Genomic DNA, 20,331 nt, shown 5'->3' on the forward strand with positions numbered 1-20,331 from the left:
TCAGTGGAATCCGTAGTGTCTAATTGTCCTAAAAGTAGCGTTAAGCCTGGCGAAATGCGGGAACAATGTTGCGCATAAGCTGTCGGAAAACCGAATAATCCTTTAAGATAAACGGGTTTGATTTAAGCACACGAAAGGGGGGGATGTGCTGACTAAAGAAAAAAATAAAGCCGGACTGATGAAGGTACGCTGGATTGGTACTGCGGTTCTGCTGGCGTTGTACGCTAATAACAGTTGGGCGTTTAACATCGATGATGTTGCAAAACAAGCCAAAGCGTTGGCAGGGAAAAGCTTCGAAGCGCCTAAAAGCAATTTACCCTCTCAATTTCGTGAAATGAAATTTGCTGATTATCAGCAGATCCAGTTTAACCACGATAAAGCGTATTGGGGAAAACTGCGCACGCCATTCAAGCTGGAGTTCTATCATCAGGGCATGTATTTCGATACCCCGGTGCAGATTAACGAAGTGACCGCCAGCGCGGTGCGCGAGATTAAATACAACCCCGATTATTTTAATTTCGGTAATGTAAAACATGACGCGGATGCAGTAAAAAACCTCGGTTTTGCCGGCTTCAAAGTGCTTTACCCTCTTAACAACAAGGGTAAAAACGATGAGATTGCCAGCTTCCTGGGGGCCAGCTACTTCCGTGTGATCGGTGCCGGTCAGGTGTATGGCCTGTCGGCGCGTGGGCTTGCTATCGATACGGCGCTGCCGTCCGGTGAAGAGTTCCCGCGTTTCAAAGAGTTCTGGATTGAACGTCCGAAGCCACAGGACAAACAGCTGGTGATCTATGCACTGCTCGATTCGCCGCGCGCGACGGGTGCGTATCGCTTTGTGCTGCATCCGGGTGAAGCGTCAACGGTTGATGTGCAGTCAAAAGTTTACCTGCGTGATAACGTCGGCAAACTGGGTATTGCACCGCTGACCAGTATGTTCCTGTTTGGTCAGAACCAGCCGTCCACCGTGAATAACTTCCGTCCGGCCCTGCACGACTCTGACGGTCTCTCCATCCACAATGGCAACGGGGAGTGGATTTGGCGTCCGCTGAATAACCCGCGTCATCTGGCGGTGAGCACTTACACCATTGAGAATCCAAAAGGGTTTGGTCTGCTGCAGCGTGGGCGTGACTTCAACAACTATCAGGATCTTGATGACCGCTACGACCTGCGTCCAAGCGGCTGGGTTGAGCCTGTCGGCGACTGGGGTAAAGGCCGGGTTGAACTGGTTGAAATCCCGACGGCAGATGAAACCAACGACAACATCGTTGCGTTCTGGACGCCAGAAACGCTGCCAGAACCTGGCAAAGAGATGAATTTCAAATATCGTCTGCACTTCTCGCGCGACGAAAACCAGCTGCACTCCAATGACACGGCCTGGGTCAAAAACACCCTGCGTTCAGCGGGTGACGTCAAGCAGTCAAATCTGGTGCGTCAGCCGGATGGCACCGTGGCCTTCACCATCGACTTCGTGGGTAAAGACATGAGCAAGATGGCGGAAAACAGTCAGGTGGCACCGCAGGTCAGCGTCGGTAAAAATGCTGATGTGGTTGAGCAGAGCGTACGTTATAACCCGGTCACCAAAGGCTGGCGTCTGGTGTTGCGTCTGCGTGTGAAAGACGCCAAACAGGCCACCGAAATGCGTGCAGCGCTGGTTAGCGGCGACAAGACATTGACGGAAACCTGGAGCTATCAGTTACCTGCCAATGAATAAATCGACTTTTACACCTCAACGTTATGTGGAATCTCTGCCGCTGGATGCGGCAGGGAAGGCCCGCCTGAGCGTCTCATTGCAGAATGCCGGCGAGTTCCACTTCATCCATGACGCGCTGGGCAGGGATGTCGCAGCCAGTGATCGCCCCGATGATGCGCCGTTAAAATCGGTCTCGTCGCGGGTCGAAATGGCCTGGCCCGATTCGCTGGCCGACGGTCAGCAGCTGGGTAAAGATTACCTCGACCGCACCACGCTGAAGGCGATGCCGAAGGTCAAACGCTCACTGATGTTCCCGGAAGCCTGGCGTACCAACCCGGTTGCCCGTGCCTGGGACTCACTGCGTGGACACAAATCGGTGCCGCGTTATGCCAATGCGGAAGAGCAGCGTGCCGAAGAGAAATGGCGTCATGTCGGTTCGATTCGCCGCTACATCCTGCTCATCCTGACCATTTTCCAGACCGTGGTCGCCACCTGGTACATGAAAAGCATTCTGCCCTATCAGGGCTGGACGCTGCTCGACCCGATGGAGATGATCAATCAGAACTGGCAGCAGTCCGTGATGCAGATCCTGCCTTATGTATTGCAGACCGGCATCCTGTTCCTGTTCGCCATCCTGTTCTGCTGGGTTTCGGCGGGTTTCTGGACCGCCCTGATGGGCTTCCTGCAACTGCTGATTGGCCGCGATAAGTACAGCATCTCCTACTCGACTGTCGGGGATGAGCCGCTGAATCCGGCCCATCGCACTGCGCTGATCATGCCAATCTGTAATGAAGACGTCGAACGTGTCTACGCGGGACTGCGTGCCACCTGGGAGTCTGTGGTGCGCACCGGTAACGCTGAACACTTCGACGTCTACATTCTCAGCGACAGTTACGACGCGGATATCGCCATTGCCGAGCAGAAAGCCTGGATGGAACTGGTGCGGGATGTTGGCGGGGCAGGCAAGATTTTCTATCGCCGTCGTCGTCGTCGCGTGAAGCGTAAAAGCGGTAACATCGATGACTTCTGCCGCCGCTGGGGCAGCAACTACAGCTATATGGTGGTGCTGGACGCCGACAGCGTCATGAGCGGAGAGTGTCTTACCGGTCTGGTGCGTATGATGGATGCGAACCCGAATGCCGGTATCATCCAGTCGTCGCCGAAAGCTTCGGGTATGGATACGCTCTATGCGCGCTGTCAGCAGTTTGCGACCCGCGTCTACGGTCCGCTGTTTACTGCCGGTCTGCACTTCTGGCAGCTGGGCGAGTCTCACTACTGGGGTCACAACGCCATTATCCGCGTGAAGCCCTTTATTGAGCACTGTGCGCTGGCACCGTTACCGGGTGAAGGCTCCTTTGCCGGTTCGATCATGTCGCATGACTTTGTTGAAGCCGCGCTGATGCGTCGTGCAGGCTGGGGCGTCTGGATTGCCTATGACCTGCCGGGTTCCTATGAAGAGCTGCCACCGAACCTGCTGGATGAGCTGAAGCGTGACCGCCGCTGGTGTCACGGTAACCTGATGAACTTCCGCCTGTTCCTGGTTAAAGGTATGCACCCGGTTCACCGTGCGGTGTTCCTGACCGGTGTCATGTCCTACCTGTCGGCACCGCTGTGGTTTATGTTCCTGGCGCTGTCTACTGCCTTGCAGGTGGTGCATACGCTGATGGAACCGACCTACTTCCTGCAACCACGGCAGCTGTTCCCGGTCTGGCCGCAGTGGCGTCCGGAGCTGGCCATCGCGCTCTTCTCAACCACGATGGTGCTGTTGTTCCTGCCGAAGATGCTGAGTGTGGTGTTGATCTGGTTTAAAGGATCAAAAGCCTACGGTGGTCCGCTGCGCCTGCTGGCTTCACTGGTGCTGGAAACGCTGTTCTCGGTGCTGCTGGCACCGGTACGTATGCTGTTCCACACGGTGTTTGTGGTCAGTGCTTTCCTTGGCTGGGAAGTGGTGTGGAACTCGCCACAGCGTGATGACGATGCGACCCCGTGGAGCGAGGCGTTCAAACGTCACGGTTCGCAGATGGCACTGGGTCTGGTGTGGGCAATTGGTATGGGACTGCTGGATCTCAACTTCCTGTGGTGGCTGGCACCGATTGTCTTCTCGCTGATCCTGTCGCCGTTTGTCTCGGTCATGTCGAGCCGGGCAACATTGGGTCTTAAGAGCAAGAAAGCGAAGCTGTTCCTGATCCCGGAAGAGTACGCACCGCCGCAGGAGCTGGTGGATACCGATCGCTATGTGCAGCTGAACCGCGAGCGTGCGCTGGAAAATGGCTTTATGCATGCCCTGTTCCATCCCGCTTTCAACGCACTGGCAACGGCCCTGGCAACATCGCGCCACAAGCAGAGTCAGTTACTGGACTATGCCCGTGACCGCCGTGTGGATCAGGCTCTGAGTGATGCCCCGGATAAACTGAACCGCGATCAGCGTCTGCAGTTAATCAGCGATCCGGTGGTGCTGGCCCGTGTTCACACCCGACTGTGGGAAAATGCGGACAAGTATCATCAGTGGGTAGAGAGTTATCAGAAACTCACGCTTAACCCTCACGCGCTGGCAAAAAACGCGTAATCTGAAAAAGCGGCAGCGATGCCGCTTTTTTTATCGGATTAAAACAGCAGCAGGATGATAAATTCAGAGCTGGCAGTCACCGCAGGCCGCGTGTGACGATTTCAACGGCTGTTCAGGGCGGGTATCAGTGGTGAAAGGGTTTTTAAAAGCAGGCGTTATGATGACGGCTGTGTTCTGTTTAAGCGGGTGCGGCAGTATTATCAGCCGTACCGTGCCCGGACAGGGGCACGGTAATCAGTATTATCCCGGCGTGCAGTGGGATGTGCGCGACAGCGGGTGGCGGGTGCTGACCATCCTTGATCTGCCCCTGTCGCTGGTGGTTGACACCCTCCTGTTACCAGTGGATGCCAGTCACGGTCCTTACGAGTAACTGCGATCGGAGTCGCTGTTATCATCCTCCCACTCTTGCGCCGCAGCTTCACCTTCTTCGGTGTCAAGCGGCGGCTCCAGCTGAAACTCGCCATCATCCCACTCATGCAGCGTATTTTCCGCTAACCACTCCTGACGCAGCTCCACTTCATCAAAGTCTGCATCAAAAATTGCCTGTGCGCCTTCACCGCTGCGGAAAGGCAGGCATTCACCCGCATCACCTTCCTCTGCCAGGAACTCAGCCTGCCACATGATATCGCCATCCTGCATCACATACTTCTGCAGGCCAAACTGGCCGATCGAGACGTCTTCTTCATCCACTTCAGGGTTGTTAGCGAGGAACTCCTCACGTGCAGCATCAATCGCTTCCTCTAACGTACTGTACATGCTCATCGCTCTTCTCCTTACGGGTTCATTGCCTACGGATTAATTTGATTTCAGTGAAGGATAGACGAAATCTGAGGGAGGGAAAGGGAAGGGCGGTGCAACTGGCGGGAAATACGTCATTTCCCGCCAGCCAGAGTCAGATCATCTTTTGCGGAAAGTGCAGAACGGGCTGAACGGACTCATGAATCACTGGTGCTGAGTAACGGATACAACATTTTATACAGGGCTTTACTTTCTTAAAATTAATTCTGGCGATCGACAGGGCCTGACTCAGATTATATAACGTGCCGATAAATATCAGATCTTCTTTATCGGGAAGACGTTTGCACCCTTTTTGATGAAGGAAATGATAATTTTCCTGATCGGTACCGATAGTAACGTAATAGTAGAGACCTTTGTTCATATAATATGTCCCGTTAGAGGTTGCTGTGTATTGTCTTTTTTATAATTTTGGCCAGAGCCGTTAAAAGCCTGACTGTTACAAACGAAATTACCGATAAGCCTGAACGACTTCAAATTCCATAACGGTCTATCAGTGCGTTAAAAAAAGCCAAAATGGAATATAAGCCCGATGAATGGACTAATTGATTGTAAAGTAAGTTGATTTTTATCAATTCATAAGCGCAGAAACACCATTAAGACCCGCTAAATAGGATTAGGCCTGGAATAAGCAATAAACAGCGCCATATAAAATTAAACACCGATTGCTGCAATATTAATTAATAAAACGCCGCAGTGAGAAAATACGGCTTCCCGCTCGGTTAATTGATTAGCGGCAGTAACGGTAAGCTGCAAGAAATAATATCCCGGACATGCTCCAGCATTAATAACTGGCCCTGCTGAAGTGCTGAAAGGATTCGTCTGTGATGAGCAACTGATTTATTAAACAGCGAGTCGGGAAAGAAAGCGCTAAATGACAGGCAGTCATTTAGCGCGAACTGATTAATAACGTGAAGGTTCACCTTCGGGACGTGTTTTAAAGCGACGGTGGAGCCACATGTACTGTTCCGGTGCCAGCAGCACGCCCTCCTCAACCACTTTATTCATCCTGGCTGCGGTTACTTCATCGCTCTCCAGCGTAAATTCACCGCTGATGTCAGGCAATATCATCAGTTCATAACCCCGGCCGCCAGGCAGACGACGCGGTACAAAAGGGATCACCGCCGGTTTACCTGTGCGGATCAGCAGATGCGTACCCACCGTCGTTGCCGCTTTTTCCACGGCAAAGAACGGCACAAAGACGCTGCTGCGGGGGCCATAATCGTGATCGGGTGCATACCAGATTATGTCGCCGTGCTTCAGGGCGCGGATCATGCCTTTGAGATCTTTACGGTCGATCATGCTTTTATTCGACCGCATCCGGCCTTTTACCTGCAGCCAGTCGATCAGTTTGTTGTCATTGGGGCGATAGACGCCAATGCCGGGATTATGGATACCAAACATGCGGGCGCCAATCTCCAGCGTCAGAAAGTGCATCCCGATGAGCAGCACGCCTCGCTGACTGTCGCGGGCCTGCTGGATATGCTCCAGACCCGAAGGCGTATGCCATTTGTTGATGCGCCAGTCCGGCCAGAACCACGCCATACCGGTTTCAATTAATCCCATGCCGACCGATTCGAAGTTGTGCTTAACCATCGCTTCCCGGTCGCTCGCCGGCATATCCGGAAACGTTAGTTCCAGATTACGCCGGGCAATATTGACGCGGCGCGTCATAAAACGCATCCCAATACGGCCAATATTGCAGCCGAGAACATAAAGCAGGGGATAGGGAAGTAGCACCAAAAGATAAAGAGAAGCGACACCCAGCCAGGTCAGCCAATAGCGCGGGTGAAGCAGTTCTCGTGAAAACTGAGGCAACTGGGTCATGTGAAGGTTAATTTTCCTGCGTCGCGCACCGTTCGGTGCTGATATCTCATTGATTTCCGCCATTGTGCCAGTTTTTATCGTGCGTATAAATATCACCGACAGAACAGGCAACGGCAGGCTGGCGTTAACCAGCCAGAGAGTGCGTAAAAAACCAGCAATCCAGAATCAATTCTGACGGTGGCCTTTGCATCCCGGTGAAATCAGGTATCATGTGCGCGCTAAATTTCTCCTATTGATAACAGGAAAGAACACCATGCCAGTGTTACATAACCTCGTTTCCAATAAAGAGCTGAAGGCGCGCATGCTGGCTGAAACCGAGCCGCGCACCACTGTCTCTTTTTATAAATATTTCCAGATTGCCGATCCCAAAGCTTTTCGTGACGCGCTCTACCTTGGCCTGACATCGCTTAAGGTCTTTGGCCGCGTCTATGTGGCGCACGAAGGGATCAATGCGCAGATCAGCGTGCCCGCCAGCCAGTATGAAAAAATGAAAGACTGGCTGTATGGCTTCGATCCGGCGCTGAACAACCTGCGAATGAATATTGCGCTTGATGATGATGGAAAATCATTCTGGGTGCTCCGTCTGAAAGTGCGCGATCGCATTGTCGCGGACGGCATCGACGACGCCAGTTTTGATGCCAGCGATGTAGGCCAATACCTGAAGGCGGCTGAAGTTAACGCCATGCTGGACGATCCTGACGCACTCTTCGTCGATATGCGTAACCATTACGAATATGAAGTGGGCCGCTTTGACAATGCGCTGGAAGTGCCTGCTGACACCTTCCGCGATCAGCTGCCGATGGCTGTTGATATGCTGCAGGATCAGAAAGGCAAAAAGATCGTGATGTACTGCACTGGCGGGATCCGCTGTGAAAAGGCCAGTGCCTGGATGCGGCATAACGGCTTCGAGGATGTTTACCACATTGAAGGCGGGATCATCGAGTATGCCCGACGTGCCCGCGAGCAGGGATTACCGGTACGCTTCAAAGGCAAAAACTTCGTCTTTGACGAGCGCATGGGTGAGCGAATCTCTGACGACGTGCTGTCGAACTGTCACCAGTGCGGTGAACCCTGCGATACCCACGTCAATTGCGTGAATGACGGCTGTCATCTGCTGTTTATTCAGTGCAAAAGCTGTGCAGAGAAGTTTGAGAACTGCTGTAGCCCGATCTGTCAGGAAGAGGCAAAACTCTCACCGGAAGAGCAGCGCGCTCGCCGGGCAGGACGTGAGAATGGCAACAAGATCTTTAACAAGTCGCGTGGCCTGTTGAACATGACCATTCCTTCGCCGCTGAAGAAATAAGCGTGGCCGCCTGAAGTCAGCTTCAGGCGGCTTGCTGTTTTACTGGCGCACACCTTCAACCGAGATCATCAGCTCAACCTTCTGCGAAGCGGGCCCCAGATCTTTAGTGATGTTGAAATCTTTCAGTGCAATTTCACCTTCTGCTTCAAAGCCTGCGCGGTAACCGCCCCACGGATCTTTTCCTTCACCCAGCATTTTCGCCTCCAGCGTCACCGGTTTAGTCACGCCATTCAGCGTGAGATCGCCGGTAATCTTCAGCTCATCACCCTCTTTCTTCACTGCAGTGGATTTGAACGTGGCCTGCGGATTTTTGCTGCTGTTCAGGAAGTCAGCGCTGCGCAGGTGCTTGTCACGTTCCGCATGATTGGTATCAACGCTGCTGGTGTTAATGGTCACGTCGACTTTATCTGCAGCTGGGTTCTTCTCATCAAAGGTGAAGCTGCCATCAAAATCTTTAAAAGTACCGTAGAGCCAGCTGTAACCCAGATGCTGAATGCGGAACTGAATAAAAGCGTGCTGGCCTTCTTTATCGATTTTGTAGTCCGCAGCGCTGGCGGTCATTGCGCCGAGCAGCAGGCTGGCACCGGTCATCGCCAGCAGGGTCTTCTTGAACATATTATTTATCCTTTTCAGAGGGTAAGGGGAATCGTAAACCTGACATCCGTTTTAAAGTGGTATCGCGATCGATAACGTGATGTTTTATGGCAGCCAGACCATGCAGCACCGACAGGAGCACCACCGTCCAGGCCAGCCAGAGATGGATGTCGCCTGCCAGGTCAGCCTGTTCGCCTGCACCGCTTAACAGCGCGGGCAGGGTAAACCAGTTAAATACGGAGATGGGTTTGCCATCGGCAGTGGAGATCAGATAGCCGCTGATTAAAATAGCCAGCAGCAGGGTATAAAGCAGCAGATGTGCCACTGCCGAACTGATGCGCACCAGTGGGGAATAACTGCTCAGCGGTTTTGGCGGCGGTGAAATAACGCGCCACAGCAGGCGAACAACCAGCGTCAGCAACAGGATGACGCCGATGCTTTTATGGATTTCCGGCGCGTCGTGATACCAGCTGTCGTAGTAACCGAGGCCGACCATCCATAATCCCAGCGCAAACATGGCATAGATTGCCAGCGCCATGGACCAGTGCAGCAGCACGGCAACCCGTCCATATTGATGAGGTGTATTACGTAACAACATGATGTGGTTTCATAAAGAAATAATATGAAATAAGCATCCACATTATGAAATATAAAAGCAATCATCCTTACGCTTCTATAAATTTAAATTTCAGGCGTGAAAAGGTTGAATAAAATGGCGGTGAGATGACCAGTATTACTGAATGAGATATTTCTGGTGGAGCATTCGTCAACGCAGAATGGCGGGAATTAACCTTACGGGCGAATTAAAATGGCATCGTTACTTCAGGAATGGTCAGATTTTGTCAGATTATGTCAGCAGGGCGGCACCAGTCTGATGCCACCCGTTATCAGAGTCAGAAACGTGAGAGACGGAAGGGGGTCAGATCAAAGGAGAACGGTTTTTGCTGCGCAAATTCCGCAGCCAGCTCGCCTAAGACGCTGGCAAATTTAAAGCCGTGTCCGCTAAGGCCGGTTATCAGCAAACGATTGGGTTCACCCGGCAGCGTATCAATAATAAAGTCTTCGTCCGGGCTGAAATCGTAGCTGCAGGCTTCGCCATGCAGACAGACGCCGACGCCGGGTAGGAACTGACGGAGGAAGCCAAAGGCTTCACTGCCATCGGCTGCCACCGCGCCAAACGGTTTACGGTCAGCTGGCTGCTGCATGACCTGCCCGCCATCATGGCGACCCACCTTCAGCGCGTTGTTATCCGCCGGGAAGCCATAGAACTGACTGCCATCTGCCATTTCAACCGTGAAGCCAGGAAACTTGTTATTCTCGCTGTAGCGGCCATCTGCCTGATACCAGGCAAAGACCTTGCGGGTAGGGGTGACCGGCAGGTCAGGGACTAACTTTCCGACCCAGGTGCCAGCGCTTATCAGCATTTTGCGGCCCCGGTAGATGCCATCCAGGGTTGTGACCTGTTGCAGGTCACCATCACGACCAATCTCTGAAACCGGGCAGTTAAACAGCTGCGCACAGCCCGCCTGCTCCGCGAGCTGGATCCAGCTGCGAACCGCCTGTTCACATTTCAGAAAACCTGACTGTGGCTCAAAGACGCCCAGATAACCCTCCGGGACGTTGATTTGCGGCCAGCGCTTACGCACTTCATTGGGCTGCATCACGTCGATATTGAGCTGCCAGCGGGTCGCGCTGTCAATAACGTTGCGGATAAAGGGAGAGTGATTCGGGGCAAGGTTAAGCACGCCGCTGCGATGCATGATGCGCTCCCCGGCGCGCTGTTCAAGCTCATCCCACAGCGTCTGCGCCCGCAGAACCAGCGGAACATAACGTTCGCCTTCACCGTAAGCGTGACGAATCAGCCGGCTCTCGCCATGGTGCGTACCCTGATTGTGGGGAGGATGGGCGCTGTCGATCATCAGTACCGATAAACCCGCCTGGGTGGCATAGTAGCCTGCCGCCGCGCCGACTGAGCCGCTGCCGACGACGATAAGATCATAAATCATGGTAACCAAGCTCTATAAGAGACAGATAATCAAAAGCATACCAGAAACAGAAACGAAAAAGGCACCCCTGAGGGCGCCTCTTTGATGCGGCAGACGTTAGTGCTTGTTAAGGTGTCGTTCTGGTTGCTCGGCTGATTCTATCTTGGCGATGCCCGCTTCGAGGATCGAGATAAACTGCCTTGCCACATCCGTTGTCAGCCAGTAGGTCGGGCCAACATCCGCTTCTTCTTCTTTTTGATCCTGCGACGACAGCGAGTGCAGGCGGATCATCATGGCGTCATAGCTATCAACGGTACTGATATCCCAGCCCACCAGTGGGTGAGTCTGTATAACATCTTTTCTTCTGTCCATTATAACCTCCTTATTACTCGTTAAACGAAGTGCATGATGAGGTTCAATGCGGCTTTTTTATTCCAATAGCGAAACAATTATAACAGTAAACCTGGATATCACTGTTTAAAAAAGGCCGTGAGTCAGCTTCTCACAGAATATTCGCGTTTGAAAGGAGGGCGTTGAAAAATAAAATGCCTGACGGGCAGGCATTTTTATCACTATTCAATGAGCAGGCAAAAAGCGGGTTGAGCCGTATAAGCGGGCTTACAGCGTCGGGGTCTCCGGCACGATGCCGCCGCCGCGCTTTTGCAGTGTATCTGCCAGACGGGCAAAGTGCTGCTGAAGCTGTTCATCATGGTTTTGATTTTGGGCTTCCAGCGACAGATTGTGCACCAGCAGCTGACTGGCACGATCGTCAAGACAGAAAATCAGACTGGAAAAGGCCGTTTCCAGCACCGTTAAACGACGCTGCTGATCACCAATCAGTGCTAACAACTCACCAAAGGTCATCGCCTCTTCCGGTTTATCAGTAGTCATGGTGTCGCACCTCCTGTTATGCGTGACGAGCGCAAGGATAGGGCATTGATCATTAAGAGTCTAGATGCAGGAGGGGGGAAGTGCGAGAGGGGAGAAAAGATAAAAAAACCGGGTGGCGACACCCGGAAAAAAAGCACAGTGGCGGTTAATCAGTAATGAACCAGTCGTCAGCGCTTTCCCACGTTTGCTGCAGGATCTCGCTGATCTGGTCGCGCGTCTCTTTTCCACCGCCCAGCACGCTGAGATTGTTGGCACTGGCATAACGAACCTTGACGTGATTGGTCGAGTCAGGGAACTGTTCATCAATGCGGCGCGATAATTCATCGCTGAGTGCTTCTATCGCACCAGCAGGAAGAGGTCGGGTATTGGATACGGTAATTTCAACGCGCATAATAGCCTCCGGTTAAGATACTGTATATATTTACAGTATTCATTTGCCGGAGGCAAGTAAAATTATGCGATACGCCAGTTCAGCGTTTCACCGGCCAGGAACGGCACCAGCGAGTGGCTGCCGAGCGCAATGGACTCTGGCACCTGCCACGGCTCACGGACCAGCGTGATCGTTCCCTCATTCAGCGGCAGACCGTAAAAACGCGGGCCATTTTCAGAGCAGAAGGCTTCAAAATGTTCCAGCGCATTCAGCTCTTCAAAAACGGTGGCGTAGGCGGGCAATGACGTCGGCGCATTGAACACCCCGGCGCAACCGCAGCTGGCCTCTTTGAGATGACGCAGATGCGGCGCGGTGTCGGTGCCTAAGAAGAAGCGCGGATGACCGCTCGCCACAACGCGGCGCAGCGCCTCCTGGTGCACATTACGCTTGAGGATCGGCAGGCAGTAAAGGTGCGGACGAATGCCGCCCACCAGCATGTGGTTACGGTTAAACATCAGATGCTGCGGGGTAATGGTCGCGCCCAGTGTCTCATCGGCACTGGCAACATACTCAGCGGCGTCCTGCGTGGTGATGTGCTCCATGACCACTTTCAGTGCCGGAAACTGGCTGCGCAGCGGCACCATCACCGTTTCGATAAACCGGGCTTCACGATCAAAGATGTCGACATGCGCATCGGTCACTTCGCCATGAATCAGCAGTGGCATACCGAGCTTCTGCATCCGCTCCAGCACGCGGGCAATCGAAGCGATGTTGGTCACGCCATGACTGGAGTTGGTGGTAGCGTGCGCCGGGTAGAGTTTGGCTGCGGTGAACAGGCCGGAAGTGAAACCGCGCTCAAGCTCATCGGGATCCAGCGAGTCGGTCAGATAGCAGGTCATCAGCGGCGTAAACGCGTGATCGGCGGGCAGTACCGCCAGAATGCGATCGCGGTACGCTTCACCTGCCGCCACGCTGGTTACCGGGGGCACAAGGTTGGGCATCACAATGGCACGACCATTCACCGCGCTGGTATAGGGCAGGACCGTTTTGAGCATCTCATCGTCACGCAGATGAATATGCCAGTCGTCAGGGCGACGCAGGGTAAGTTGCTGAGGTTGTGCTGTCATCAGTGAAGCTCCGGCAGAAGGAAAACAAAAGGCGTGTTTTGGCCGGGGTCTAAGCATAAGGATTCAGGCAACCGTTTGCACCTGCTTTTTATGCAGGCCGTGAAAATCCGCGCCGGGTGGCGCGGAAATCGGGATTATTGCGTAAAGGGGATAACCAGTTCGCCAGGCTTCACTTCCAGGCCTTTGGCGAATTTCTTCGCCAGCGATTCGCCTTTGCTGCGGTCAGCGCTGAGCATATAGGCGGGTTTTTGATCAAAGTAGCTTTTCAGCGACTGATTCAGGTAAGGTGTCAGCGTCTTCATGATGGCGGCCATTTTATCCGGGGCCACCTGGGCATCAACAATCTCCAGATCGCGCAGATAAATGGCGCCCTGCTGCGGGTCATAGACCGGCTGGGCACGCATCTTCAGCTGCATATCGGCCTGCTGCGGGCCAAACAGCGAGGTCACGTTGATTTTTGCGTTACCGGAGAGCGTCACTTTACCCGGCTCTTCACGGCCAATCTGGCTGGTCAGGTTGTTCAGCACGATGTGCGCGTTAACCAGCCCGGACACCCCAATGTCTTTCTCGTAGTTGTTGTGCTTCTGCAGCGCCTGGTTTACTTCCTGTTCGCTGATGGTGTATTGCGTCAGTTGATTACAGCCACTTAGCAGCAGCGCCATCAGCAGGGCAGTCAGCCCGAAAAAAGCCTTTTTCATCACTCTTATCCTGAATATCAGAGCCCATTACCAGGCCATAGCCTGCCTGAATGCGTGCCGGGTGTCATCAGGAAAGGGATGAGAAACGCCGCTGCGTCTCTCATCGGAGGGGGGACTAATGGGCTATGGAAGAAAGCAGATTGACCTGGGTCTGTTTAGCCATGTTATCGCGGTAGTCCGCGACCCGGCTTGGCCAGTCGATACCGGCGACCAGCGTCAGCGAGCGCAGCAGCGGGAAAAGATTAAAATCATCTTCCGACAGCTCGCCGTTGACCGCATTGGGCTGAACGATGCATTTGTCCAGCTTGCGCAAATCTTCACTGACATTTTTAATCAGGCCTGCCGAGTGACTTTTCAGCGTATCGAAATCACCGATGCTCTTTTTTTTGCTGCGGAAATAGGCCCGTGCCTCAGGGGTAGCGAATTCGGCAAATGACGCTTCAGCAATGCGTGGCAGCAGCAGTTTATTGACATAGCTGTTCATGTGACGCAACCAGTCGCTGATGGCCGGATTCAGCGCACCGGTGATCAGTGGCGCGCCATCCTGCTGATCGACGTAATGCACAATCTCCATGCTCTCAGGCATCGCGCTGCCATCCTGCTTTTGCAGAATCGGCGCCATTTTCTGCCCAATCAGCCGTTTTGGCGTCTCTTCATCGTCGTTGAGCATCACCACCAGCTCAACCGGCTTATTTTTCAGACCAAAAATCATTCGCGCTTTAACGCAGAAAGGACAGTGGTCATAGATATAAAGTTTCATCCTGATCTCCCGGACTTTACAGGTTTGATGTTTAACAGAGTGAATCAATTCATCCTGTTTTCGGGCGCGTTAAAAAGTATGGAAGAGATTACCCTGCAGGGCAAACCAGCCGGTCCGACGCGCGACCAGGGCAGGGCGAACTGACGGTTTTCGCTGCGATAACAGAGTAAAATCAACCTCTTTATGGCTAAACCGCTGTAACGTTTTACCGCAGCTCAGGCGGCGGTTATAGTGAAAGCCGGGTAATGACGGCTTTCACTAACAGCCATTGATTTCAGGAGTCAGGATGTTTGGCTATCGTTCTGCCGCGCCCAGGGTGCGATTAACGACCGATCGTCTGGTGGTCCGTCTGGTTCACGAACGTGATGCCTGGCGAATGGCAGATTACTATTCGGAAAACCGCCTGTTTTTAAAACCGTGGGAGCCGGTGCGCGACGACAGCCACTGCTACCCGTCGGGCTGGCAGGCGCGCCTCGGGCTGATTTCCGACATGCATAAGCAGGGTTCGGCCTTTTATTTCATTTTAATGGACAGCGATGAAACCGAAGTGCGGGGCGTGGCGAACTTCAGCAATGTGCTGCGCGGTTCCTTCCACGCCTGCTATCTCGGCTATTCACTGGGTGAAAAGTGGCAGGGGCAGGGGCTGATGTTCGAAGCGTTGCAGTCGGCTATCCGCTATATGCAGCGCCAGCAGCATATTCACCGCATTATGGCGAACTACATGCCGCACAATCAGCGCAGCGGCGATCTGCTGGCGCGACTCGGTTTTGAGAAAGAGGGGTACGCGAAAGACTATCTGCTGATTGACGGACGCTGGCAGGATCACGTGCTGACCGCCTTAACCCTGCGGGAATGGACGCCTGACCGGCGTGGACAATAATGAGGATGTGAGCATGAAGATGGCTTTATCGGCGCAGGCGTTGCGCGTGCTGGGCTGCCTGCTGGAGAAGCAGGTCACCACGCCGGAGCAGTATCCCCTGTCACTGAATGGCGTCGTGGTCGCCTGTAATCAGAAATCGAATCGCGAGCCGGTGATGGAGCTGAGTGAAAGCGAGGTTCAGAATCAGCTCGATCAGCTGGAAAAACGGCATCTGATCACCGGCAGCAGCGCCGCCGGACAGCGGGTGGTGAAATATGAGCAGCGTTTCTGTAACTCGGCTTTTGGCACCCTGAAGCTGAGCAGCGCAGAAGTTGCCCTGCTGACCCTGCTGCTGCTGCGCGGCCCCCAGACGCCGGGCGAACTGCGTACCCGCAGCGGGCGTCTGCACGAATTCAGTGACGTCAGCGACGTTGAGCAGACGCTGGAGGGGTTGCTGCAGCGTGACGACAGTGCCCGGGTCATCCGTCTGGTGCGTGAGCCGGGCAAGCGTGAAAGCCGTTTCATGCATCTGCTGGGTGATGAAAGCGATCAGCCACAGGCCGCTGACGCGCCGGACGAGCAGCGCGATCTGGCAGCGCGCGTCACCACGCTGGAGCAGCAGGTCGCCGCGCTTCAGGCACAACTGACTCATTTGCTGCAACCGGAGAGCTGAAATGACATTACGGATTGGCGTGGTGGGATTAGGCGGTATCGCGCAGAAAGCCTGGCTGCCGGTGCTGTCGGCGGCGACGGACTGGACGCTGGTGGGCGCATTTTCCCCGAATCAGGCCAAAGCCCGCCCGATCTGCGACAGCTATCGCATGCAATGCTTTGGCTCGCTGGATGCCTTAGCCGCAGCCTGCGACGCGGTCTTTGTCCACAGCAGCACCGCCACGCACTATGACGTGGTCAGGGCGCTGCTGCTGGCAGGAAAAGATGTCTGCGTCGACAAGCCGCTGGCTGAAACCCTGGAGCAGGCTGAGGCGCTGGTGGCGCTGGCAGAAAAGCATCAGCGTAAACTGATGGTGGCGTTTAACCGCCGCTTTGCCCCGCGCTATCAGCAGCTGCGGGCAGAGATGGCTGACGCCGCCTCTTTGCGGATCGAAAAACACCGCAGCGACAGCGTCGGGCCGCGGGATCTTCGCTTTACTCTGCTCGATGACTACCTGCATGTGGTGGACACCGCCCTCTGGCTGGGCGGCAAGCCTGTTCGCCAGATTCAGGGACGTATTGAGACCAACGAGCAGGGGCAAATGCGCTATGCCGAACACCATTTCGCTGCTGAAGGCTTAACGATCACCACCAGTATGCACCGGCGCGCAGGCAGCCAGCGTGAACGGGTGAGCGCGGTGTGTGACGGTAAGTGCATCGACATCAGCGAGATGCGCGACTGGCAGGAAGAGCGCAGTGACGGCCTGCTGATTACGCCACCCCCCGCCTGGCAGAGCCATCTGGCCCAGCGCGGTTTCAGCGGTGCGGCACGCCATTTTATCGACTGCGTGCAAAATCAGACGAAGCCTGAAACCAGCGGTGAGCAGGCCCTGATGGCGCAGCGTGTGGTGGAAAAACTGTGGCGTGAGGCGACGCAGGAATAACGCCTTGTAACACTCCGTGCTGGTCATTTCCCTCCGTGGCAGTAGACTGTCGCCGGGCACCTCGGGTGCCCGCGCTAATTCTCCTTTTTTGCCGATTCTTTTCAGGATGCGCCGTCAATTATGAATTTGTTGAAATCGCTGGCAGCGGTCAGTTCGATGACCCTGTTTTCCCGCGTACTGGGCTTTGCCCGTGATGCCATTGTGGCGCGGGTGTTTGGTGCCGGAATGGCGACCGATGCCTTCTTTGTTGCGTTTAAACTGCCCAATCTGCTACGCCGTATTTTTGCGGAAGGCGCATTTTCTCAGGCGTTTGTGCCGATTCTGGCTGAATATAAAAGCAAGCAGGGTGAAGAGGCGACGAAACTGTTTCTGGCTTACGTCTCTGGTCTGCTGACGCTGGCCCTGGCGCTGGTCACGGTAGCCGGGATGATCGCTGCGCCCTGGGTCATCATGGTCACGGCCCCGGGATTTGCCGACAGTGCCGATAAGTTTGCGCTGACCAGCTCGCTGCTGCGGGTGACGTTCCCTTACATTATGCTGATTTCGCTGGCCTCGCTGGCGGGGGCCGTACTGAACACCTGGAATCGCTTCTCGGTTCCGGCGTTTGCGCCAACCCTGCTGAATGTCAGCATGATTGGCTTTGCGCTGTTTGCTGCGCCGCACTTCCATCCCCCGGTGATGGCGCTGGCCTGGGCGGTAGTCGCGGGCGGTGTGCTGCAACTCGGCTATCAGCTTCCTCACCTGAAGAAGCTGGGAATGCTGGTGCTGCCGCGCCTGAATCTGCGTGACGCAGGCGTGTGGCGGGTCATGCGCCAGATGGGACCCGCTATTCTGGGCGTTTCCGTCAGTCAGATCTCACTGATCATCAACACCATCTTCGCCTCGTTTCTGGTTTCGGGTTCGGTTTCCTGGATGTACTACGCGGATCGCCTGATGGAGTTTCCCTCCGGTGTGCTGGGCGTGGCGCTGGGCACCATTCTGCTGCCGTCGCTGGCGAAAAGTTTTGCCAGCGGCAACCATGACGAATATTCCCGACTGATGGACTGGGGGCTGCGCCTCTGCTTCCTGCTGGCGCTGCCGAGTGCCGTGGCGCTGGGTATGCTCTCCGGCCCGCTGACCGTGGCGCTGTTCCAGTACGGTAAATTCACCGCGTTTGATGCACTGATGACGCAGCGTGCGCTGATCGCCTACTCTGTCGGACTGATGGGACTGATTGTGGTCAAGGTGCTGGCACCGGGCTTCTATTCCCGCCAGGACATTAAAACGCCGGTTAAAATTGCGATGGTCACGCTGGTTATGACGCAGCTCATGAACCTGGCGTTTATTGGTCCGCTGAAACATGCCGGTCTGTCTCTGTCGATTGGCCTGGCGGCCTGTCTGAATGCGTCGCTGCTCTACTGGCAACTGCGTAAGAAGAATATCTTTATGCCGCAGCCGGGCTGGAGCAGCTTCCTGCTCCGCCTGCTGATCGCCGTGCTGGCGATGGCCGGGGCGCTGTTTGCCATGCTGCAGTGGATGCCAGCCTGGGAACAGGGCTCAATGCTGTGGCGACTGCTGCGTCTGGCGGCGGTCTGTGCCATTGGCGGCGGGGCCTATTTCCTGGCGCTGGGGCTGCTGGGCTTCCGGCTGCGCGACTATGCGCGGCGCACGGTGGTCTGAGGCTGGTCATAAAACAAGACAATAAAAAATCCCGCGCCTGGCGGGATTTTTTTTCGCTATTTTTCGGCTCAGGCTTTACGGCTTAACGTTGCCTGACCTTTACCCATTCCATCCGGGCCATAAAAGGCCTGAGTCTGATGCGGCTTCAGCACTTCAAGTGCATTTTCGGTGTAGCGAATCTGATGCTGCAGCAGCATGCCATTATGCACATTGGCATCCTGCAGACGACGGGTATGCTGCTGAATGCTGTCCCAGCGGCGCGCCATGTCGTTCTGACCACGATAAGGTGCCGATGTCGCCTGACTCTGTTCAGCGGTGCGGCGCATCTCATCCAGATAGTTCAGCGTGCTGAGCAGCGCACTTTTATCTTCGGTGATACGCTGCAGCAGGTTGCTGTTAATGCTGCCTGCTGACAGTTGCTGCTGCTCTTCTTCCAGCACCGCTGAAAGCGACGCCAGTACGTCCTGCATCTTATCTAATGTGGTCTGCAAATTACTCATGGGAATTAATTACCCTCTAAATACGCCTTAGTGTCGGCAATCAGCGCATCGGCGATTTTGCCGGTATCCATCTTCAGTTCGCCATTGCGAATGGCGGTTTTCAGTTGTTCAACGCGTTCGACGTTAATATCTTTGCTGCTCGGTTGCATCAGCTGCGACTGTGCGCTGCTCAGGCTGACCTGGGCTGCAGCCGGGGTCGTCGCGGCTACCGGGCTGGCACTCTGACGCACTTTGGTGCTGCCAGACTCACTGCTGTCGCGGCTCTGTACGGTGCTGGCGGGTTTCAGTGGTTGCGTTCTGTCAATGCTCATATTCGGGCTCCTGTACGGTCAGGGGAAGTCTGCCACCTGAATCATAATAGCGTTATCGCTTTGTTGATTCTTCTATCGGCAACACAACGGGCTTCTTTAACACTTTACAGCGTTATAAGAATATTCCCATCCTCGCGCACTTTACCGCTGACAATCTGGCCATTTCCCATCCTTACCCGAACCGACTGCGAGCGGGCGGCGTTGTTCAGCGCTTTGCCCTCTCCGCTGGCGTCAAAGCCGTCGCCGCTGGCAATCACCATCACATTCTGACCGGCCCTGACACGCCACGGCTGACGCAGCGTGGAGGGATTAATGGGCTGTCCTGGCTGGATATCACGCAGCACCACGGCGTCGGCGACCGAGTCTGCATTCAGCAGGGCGCGGGCAGGCAGGGTATCAAGGCGACCGGTCTGCAGCGTGAAGTCACTTTCGCTGACGCTGCTGCCCTGGCTCAGCAACCGGTTCGCCACCAGATAAGAACCGGTGACCTGAACCTGTACCTGAAGATAACGGCGATTCTCATCGCAGTTTGCTGCCACGCTCATGTTACCCCATAACCGGCTGTTGCCGGGCAGGGTGAACTTCGGTGCCTCACAGGCTGGCCACTGCTCTTTGGGTGTGCGTATCACCACCACCATGCCTTCAGCATGCTGAGCATCACGGGCTTTAAAAAACTGGTTCAGTTGTGCATTCAGATCCCCGGCAGACACGGGCAGGGCGATCGCGACCAGCACGCTGGTCAGCAGGGTCAGATATCGACGCATGGTGCATTTCCTCACTGATGATGGCGACGAGTGTACC

Annotated in this window: 23 protein-coding genes; 8 read left to right on the forward strand and 15 right to left on the reverse strand. The window is 54.7% G+C overall.

The features are described 5' to 3' along the window. Window positions 1-175 precede the first annotated feature (175 nt). The 3 genes from N5J69_RS15410 (at window position 176) to N5J69_RS15420 (ending at window position 4,626) form a co-directional block, all read left to right on the forward strand. Entirely contained in the window at window positions 176-1,711 is a 1,536-nt protein-coding gene (locus N5J69_RS15410) for a glucan biosynthesis protein G (RefSeq protein ID WP_279771621.1), read from the forward strand. Continuing rightward, on the forward strand, window positions 1,704-4,256 hold the full coding sequence (gene mdoH / locus N5J69_RS15415; RefSeq protein WP_279771468.1) for a glucans biosynthesis glucosyltransferase MdoH: 2,553 nt from the start codon (window positions 1,704-1,706) through the stop codon (window positions 4,254-4,256). Before N5J69_RS15410 ends, mdoH begins: the two co-directional genes overlap by 8 nt. Window positions 4,257-4,413: 157 nt before the next feature. After that, window positions 4,414-4,626: a YceK/YidQ family lipoprotein gene (locus tag N5J69_RS15420; RefSeq protein ID WP_279771469.1), complete on the forward strand. Its 213-nt coding sequence runs from the start codon at window positions 4,414-4,416 to the stop codon at window positions 4,624-4,626. Here N5J69_RS15420 and N5J69_RS15425 read toward each other — a convergent pair. From N5J69_RS15425 to N5J69_RS15435, 3 genes are all read right to left on the reverse strand, one after another. After that, window positions 4,617-5,018, reverse strand: coding sequence for a MysB family protein (locus N5J69_RS15425; RefSeq protein ID WP_279771470.1), 402 nt, complete (start codon window positions 5,016-5,018; stop codon window positions 4,617-4,619). The two genes, N5J69_RS15420 and N5J69_RS15425, sit on opposite strands and share 10 nt — an antisense overlap. A 130-nt stretch (window positions 5,019-5,148) precedes the next feature. After that, window positions 5,149-5,415, reverse strand: coding sequence for a hypothetical protein (locus N5J69_RS15430; RefSeq protein ID WP_279771472.1), 267 nt, complete (start codon window positions 5,413-5,415; stop codon window positions 5,149-5,151). A gap of 539 nt (window positions 5,416-5,954) precedes the next feature. Then, window positions 5,955-6,878: a Kdo(2)-lipid IV(A) acyltransferase gene (locus N5J69_RS15435; RefSeq protein WP_279771474.1), complete on the reverse strand. Its 924-nt coding sequence runs from the start codon at window positions 6,876-6,878 to the stop codon at window positions 5,955-5,957. 253 nt (window positions 6,879-7,131) lie between these two features. Between N5J69_RS15435 and N5J69_RS15440 the strand changes: the two genes are divergently transcribed. Next, on the forward strand, window positions 7,132-8,181 hold the full coding sequence (locus N5J69_RS15440; protein WP_279771475.1) for a rhodanese-related sulfurtransferase: 1,050 nt from the start codon (window positions 7,132-7,134) through the stop codon (window positions 8,179-8,181). Between the two features lie 39 nt (window positions 8,182-8,220). On the opposite strand, the gene N5J69_RS15445 is transcribed toward N5J69_RS15440, so the two are convergent. The 9 genes from N5J69_RS15445 to grxB form a co-directional block, all read right to left on the reverse strand. Further along, window positions 8,221-8,796: a YceI family protein gene (locus tag N5J69_RS15445; protein WP_279771476.1), complete on the reverse strand. Its 576-nt coding sequence runs from the start codon at window positions 8,794-8,796 to the stop codon at window positions 8,221-8,223. Window position 8,797: 1 nt separating this feature from the next. Beyond that, complete coding sequence (locus tag N5J69_RS15450) at window positions 8,798-9,373, reverse strand: cytochrome b (protein WP_279771477.1); 576 nt, start codon at window positions 9,371-9,373, stop codon at window positions 8,798-8,800. A 295-nt stretch (window positions 9,374-9,668) separates the two neighbouring features. Then, window positions 9,669-10,781 (reverse strand): N-methyl-L-tryptophan oxidase, encoded by a 1,113-nt coding sequence (gene solA, locus N5J69_RS15455; RefSeq protein WP_279771478.1) that lies wholly within the window; start codon window positions 10,779-10,781, stop codon window positions 9,669-9,671. 96 nt (window positions 10,782-10,877) lie between these two features. Further along, window positions 10,878-11,132, reverse strand: coding sequence for a biofilm formation regulator BssS (bssS, locus tag N5J69_RS15460; RefSeq protein ID WP_279771479.1), 255 nt, complete (start codon window positions 11,130-11,132; stop codon window positions 10,878-10,880). Between the two features lie 246 nt (window positions 11,133-11,378). Further along, a complete protein-coding gene (locus N5J69_RS15465) occupies window positions 11,379-11,651 on the reverse strand; it encodes a hypothetical protein (protein WP_279771480.1) in 273 nt (90 codons plus the stop codon). Window positions 11,652-11,796: 145 nt separating this feature from the next. Beyond that, window positions 11,797-12,042 (reverse strand): DNA damage-inducible protein I, encoded by a 246-nt coding sequence (gene dinI / locus N5J69_RS15470; RefSeq protein ID WP_003849907.1) that lies wholly within the window; start codon window positions 12,040-12,042, stop codon window positions 11,797-11,799. A 62-nt stretch (window positions 12,043-12,104) separates the two neighbouring features. Next, window positions 12,105-13,148, reverse strand: a complete 1,044-nt coding sequence (gene pyrC / locus N5J69_RS15475) for a dihydroorotase (protein ID WP_279771481.1) — start codon at window positions 13,146-13,148, stop codon at window positions 12,105-12,107. Window positions 13,149-13,282: 134 nt separating this feature from the next. Beyond that, window positions 13,283-13,846 carry a lipoprotein gene (locus N5J69_RS15480; RefSeq protein WP_279771482.1) on the reverse strand — a complete coding sequence of 188 codons (564 nt, stop codon included), beginning with the start codon at window positions 13,844-13,846 and terminating at the stop codon, window positions 13,283-13,285. 115 nt (window positions 13,847-13,961) lie between these two features. Beyond that, window positions 13,962-14,606 (reverse strand): glutaredoxin 2, encoded by a 645-nt coding sequence (gene grxB / locus N5J69_RS15485; protein ID WP_279771483.1) that lies wholly within the window; start codon window positions 14,604-14,606, stop codon window positions 13,962-13,964. A gap of 286 nt (window positions 14,607-14,892) precedes the next feature. On the opposite strand from grxB, the gene rimJ reads away from it, so the two are divergent. The 4 genes from rimJ (at window position 14,893) to murJ (ending at window position 18,719) form a co-directional block, all read left to right on the forward strand. Continuing rightward, window positions 14,893-15,486: a ribosomal protein S5-alanine N-acetyltransferase gene (gene rimJ / locus N5J69_RS15490; protein WP_013357432.1), complete on the forward strand. Its 594-nt coding sequence runs from the start codon at window positions 14,893-14,895 to the stop codon at window positions 15,484-15,486. 13 nt (window positions 15,487-15,499) lie between these two features. Continuing rightward, window positions 15,500-16,138 (forward strand): DUF480 domain-containing protein, encoded by a 639-nt coding sequence (locus tag N5J69_RS15495; protein ID WP_279771485.1) that lies wholly within the window; start codon window positions 15,500-15,502, stop codon window positions 16,136-16,138. Between the two features lies 1 nt (window position 16,139). Beyond that, window positions 16,140-17,060 (forward strand): Gfo/Idh/MocA family oxidoreductase, encoded by a 921-nt coding sequence (locus N5J69_RS15500; RefSeq protein WP_279771486.1) that lies wholly within the window; start codon window positions 16,140-16,142, stop codon window positions 17,058-17,060. A 120-nt stretch (window positions 17,061-17,180) separates the two neighbouring features. Continuing rightward, on the forward strand, window positions 17,181-18,719 hold the full coding sequence (murJ, locus tag N5J69_RS15505) for a murein biosynthesis integral membrane protein MurJ (RefSeq protein ID WP_279771487.1): 1,539 nt from the start codon (window positions 17,181-17,183) through the stop codon (window positions 18,717-18,719). A 68-nt stretch (window positions 18,720-18,787) separates the two neighbouring features. Here the strand turns inward: murJ and flgN are convergent, their stop codons facing one another. The 3 genes from flgN to flgA all read right to left on the reverse strand — a co-directional run bounded on the left by flgN (window position 18,788) and on the right by flgA (window position 20,294). Next, window positions 18,788-19,219 (reverse strand): flagellar export chaperone FlgN, encoded by a 432-nt coding sequence (gene flgN, locus N5J69_RS15510; RefSeq protein WP_279771488.1) that lies wholly within the window; start codon window positions 19,217-19,219, stop codon window positions 18,788-18,790. 5 nt (window positions 19,220-19,224) lie between these two features. Beyond that, window positions 19,225-19,530 (reverse strand): flagellar biosynthesis anti-sigma factor FlgM, encoded by a 306-nt coding sequence (gene flgM, locus N5J69_RS15515; protein WP_279771489.1) that lies wholly within the window; start codon window positions 19,528-19,530, stop codon window positions 19,225-19,227. A 104-nt stretch (window positions 19,531-19,634) separates the two neighbouring features. Continuing rightward, the gene (gene flgA, locus N5J69_RS15520) at window positions 19,635-20,294 is read right to left on the reverse strand and encodes a flagellar basal body P-ring formation chaperone FlgA (protein ID WP_279771490.1); all 660 of its coding nucleotides are present in this window, start codon (window positions 20,292-20,294) and stop codon (window positions 19,635-19,637) included. Window positions 20,295-20,331: the final 37 nt, after the last annotated feature.

This window comes from Pantoea sp. GD03673 (assembly GCF_029844725.1).
Taxonomy (GTDB): domain Bacteria; phylum Pseudomonadota; class Gammaproteobacteria; order Enterobacterales; family Enterobacteriaceae; genus Pantoea.

Bases quoted from the DNA above. Each gene is read 5' to 3' on its own strand.
- N5J69_RS15465 (WP_279771480.1), bottom strand. From the start codon at position 11,651: ATGACTACTGATAAACCGGAAGAGGCGATGACCTTTGGTGAGTTGTTA.
- dinI (WP_003849907.1), bottom strand. From the start codon at position 12,042: ATGCGCGTTGAAATTACCGTATCCAATACCCGACCTCTTCCTGCTGGT.
- N5J69_RS15420 (WP_279771469.1), top strand. From the start codon at position 4,414: ATGATGACGGCTGTGTTCTGTTTAAGCGGGTGCGGCAGTATTATCAGC.
- flgN (WP_279771488.1), bottom strand. From the start codon at position 19,219: ATGAGTAATTTGCAGACCACATTAGATAAGATGCAGGACGTACTGGCG.
- N5J69_RS15500 (WP_279771486.1), top strand. From the start codon at position 16,140: ATGACATTACGGATTGGCGTGGTGGGATTAGGCGGTATCGCGCAGAAA.
- mdoH (WP_279771468.1), top strand. From the start codon at position 1,704: ATGAATAAATCGACTTTTACACCTCAACGTTATGTGGAATCTCTGCCG.
- N5J69_RS15435 (WP_279771474.1), bottom strand. From the start codon at position 6,878: ATGACCCAGTTGCCTCAGTTTTCACGAGAACTGCTTCACCCGCGCTAT.
- N5J69_RS15430 (WP_279771472.1), bottom strand. From the start codon at position 5,415: ATGAACAAAGGTCTCTACTATTACGTTACTATCGGTACCGATCAGGAA.
- solA (WP_279771478.1), bottom strand. From the start codon at position 10,781: ATGATTTATGATCTTATCGTCGTCGGCAGCGGCTCAGTCGGCGCGGCG.
- murJ (WP_279771487.1), top strand. From the start codon at position 17,181: ATGAATTTGTTGAAATCGCTGGCAGCGGTCAGTTCGATGACCCTGTTT.
- rimJ (WP_013357432.1), top strand. From the start codon at position 14,893: ATGTTTGGCTATCGTTCTGCCGCGCCCAGGGTGCGATTAACGACCGAT.
- N5J69_RS15495 (WP_279771485.1), top strand. From the start codon at position 15,500: ATGAAGATGGCTTTATCGGCGCAGGCGTTGCGCGTGCTGGGCTGCCTG.
- N5J69_RS15450 (WP_279771477.1), bottom strand. From the start codon at position 9,373: ATGTTGTTACGTAATACACCTCATCAATATGGACGGGTTGCCGTGCTG.
- flgA (WP_279771490.1), bottom strand. From the start codon at position 20,294: ATGCGTCGATATCTGACCCTGCTGACCAGCGTGCTGGTCGCGATCGCC.
- N5J69_RS15425 (WP_279771470.1), bottom strand. From the start codon at position 5,018: ATGAGCATGTACAGTACGTTAGAGGAAGCGATTGATGCTGCACGTGAG.
- bssS (WP_279771479.1), bottom strand. From the start codon at position 11,132: ATGGACAGAAGAAAAGATGTTATACAGACTCACCCACTGGTGGGCTGG.
- pyrC (WP_279771481.1), bottom strand. From the start codon at position 13,148: ATGACAGCACAACCTCAGCAACTTACCCTGCGTCGCCCTGACGACTGG.
- N5J69_RS15445 (WP_279771476.1), bottom strand. From the start codon at position 8,796: ATGTTCAAGAAGACCCTGCTGGCGATGACCGGTGCCAGCCTGCTGCTC.
- N5J69_RS15480 (WP_279771482.1), bottom strand. From the start codon at position 13,846: ATGAAAAAGGCTTTTTTCGGGCTGACTGCCCTGCTGATGGCGCTGCTG.
- grxB (WP_279771483.1), bottom strand. From the start codon at position 14,606: ATGAAACTTTATATCTATGACCACTGTCCTTTCTGCGTTAAAGCGCGA.
- flgM (WP_279771489.1), bottom strand. From the start codon at position 19,530: ATGAGCATTGACAGAACGCAACCACTGAAACCCGCCAGCACCGTACAG.
- N5J69_RS15440 (WP_279771475.1), top strand. From the start codon at position 7,132: ATGCCAGTGTTACATAACCTCGTTTCCAATAAAGAGCTGAAGGCGCGC.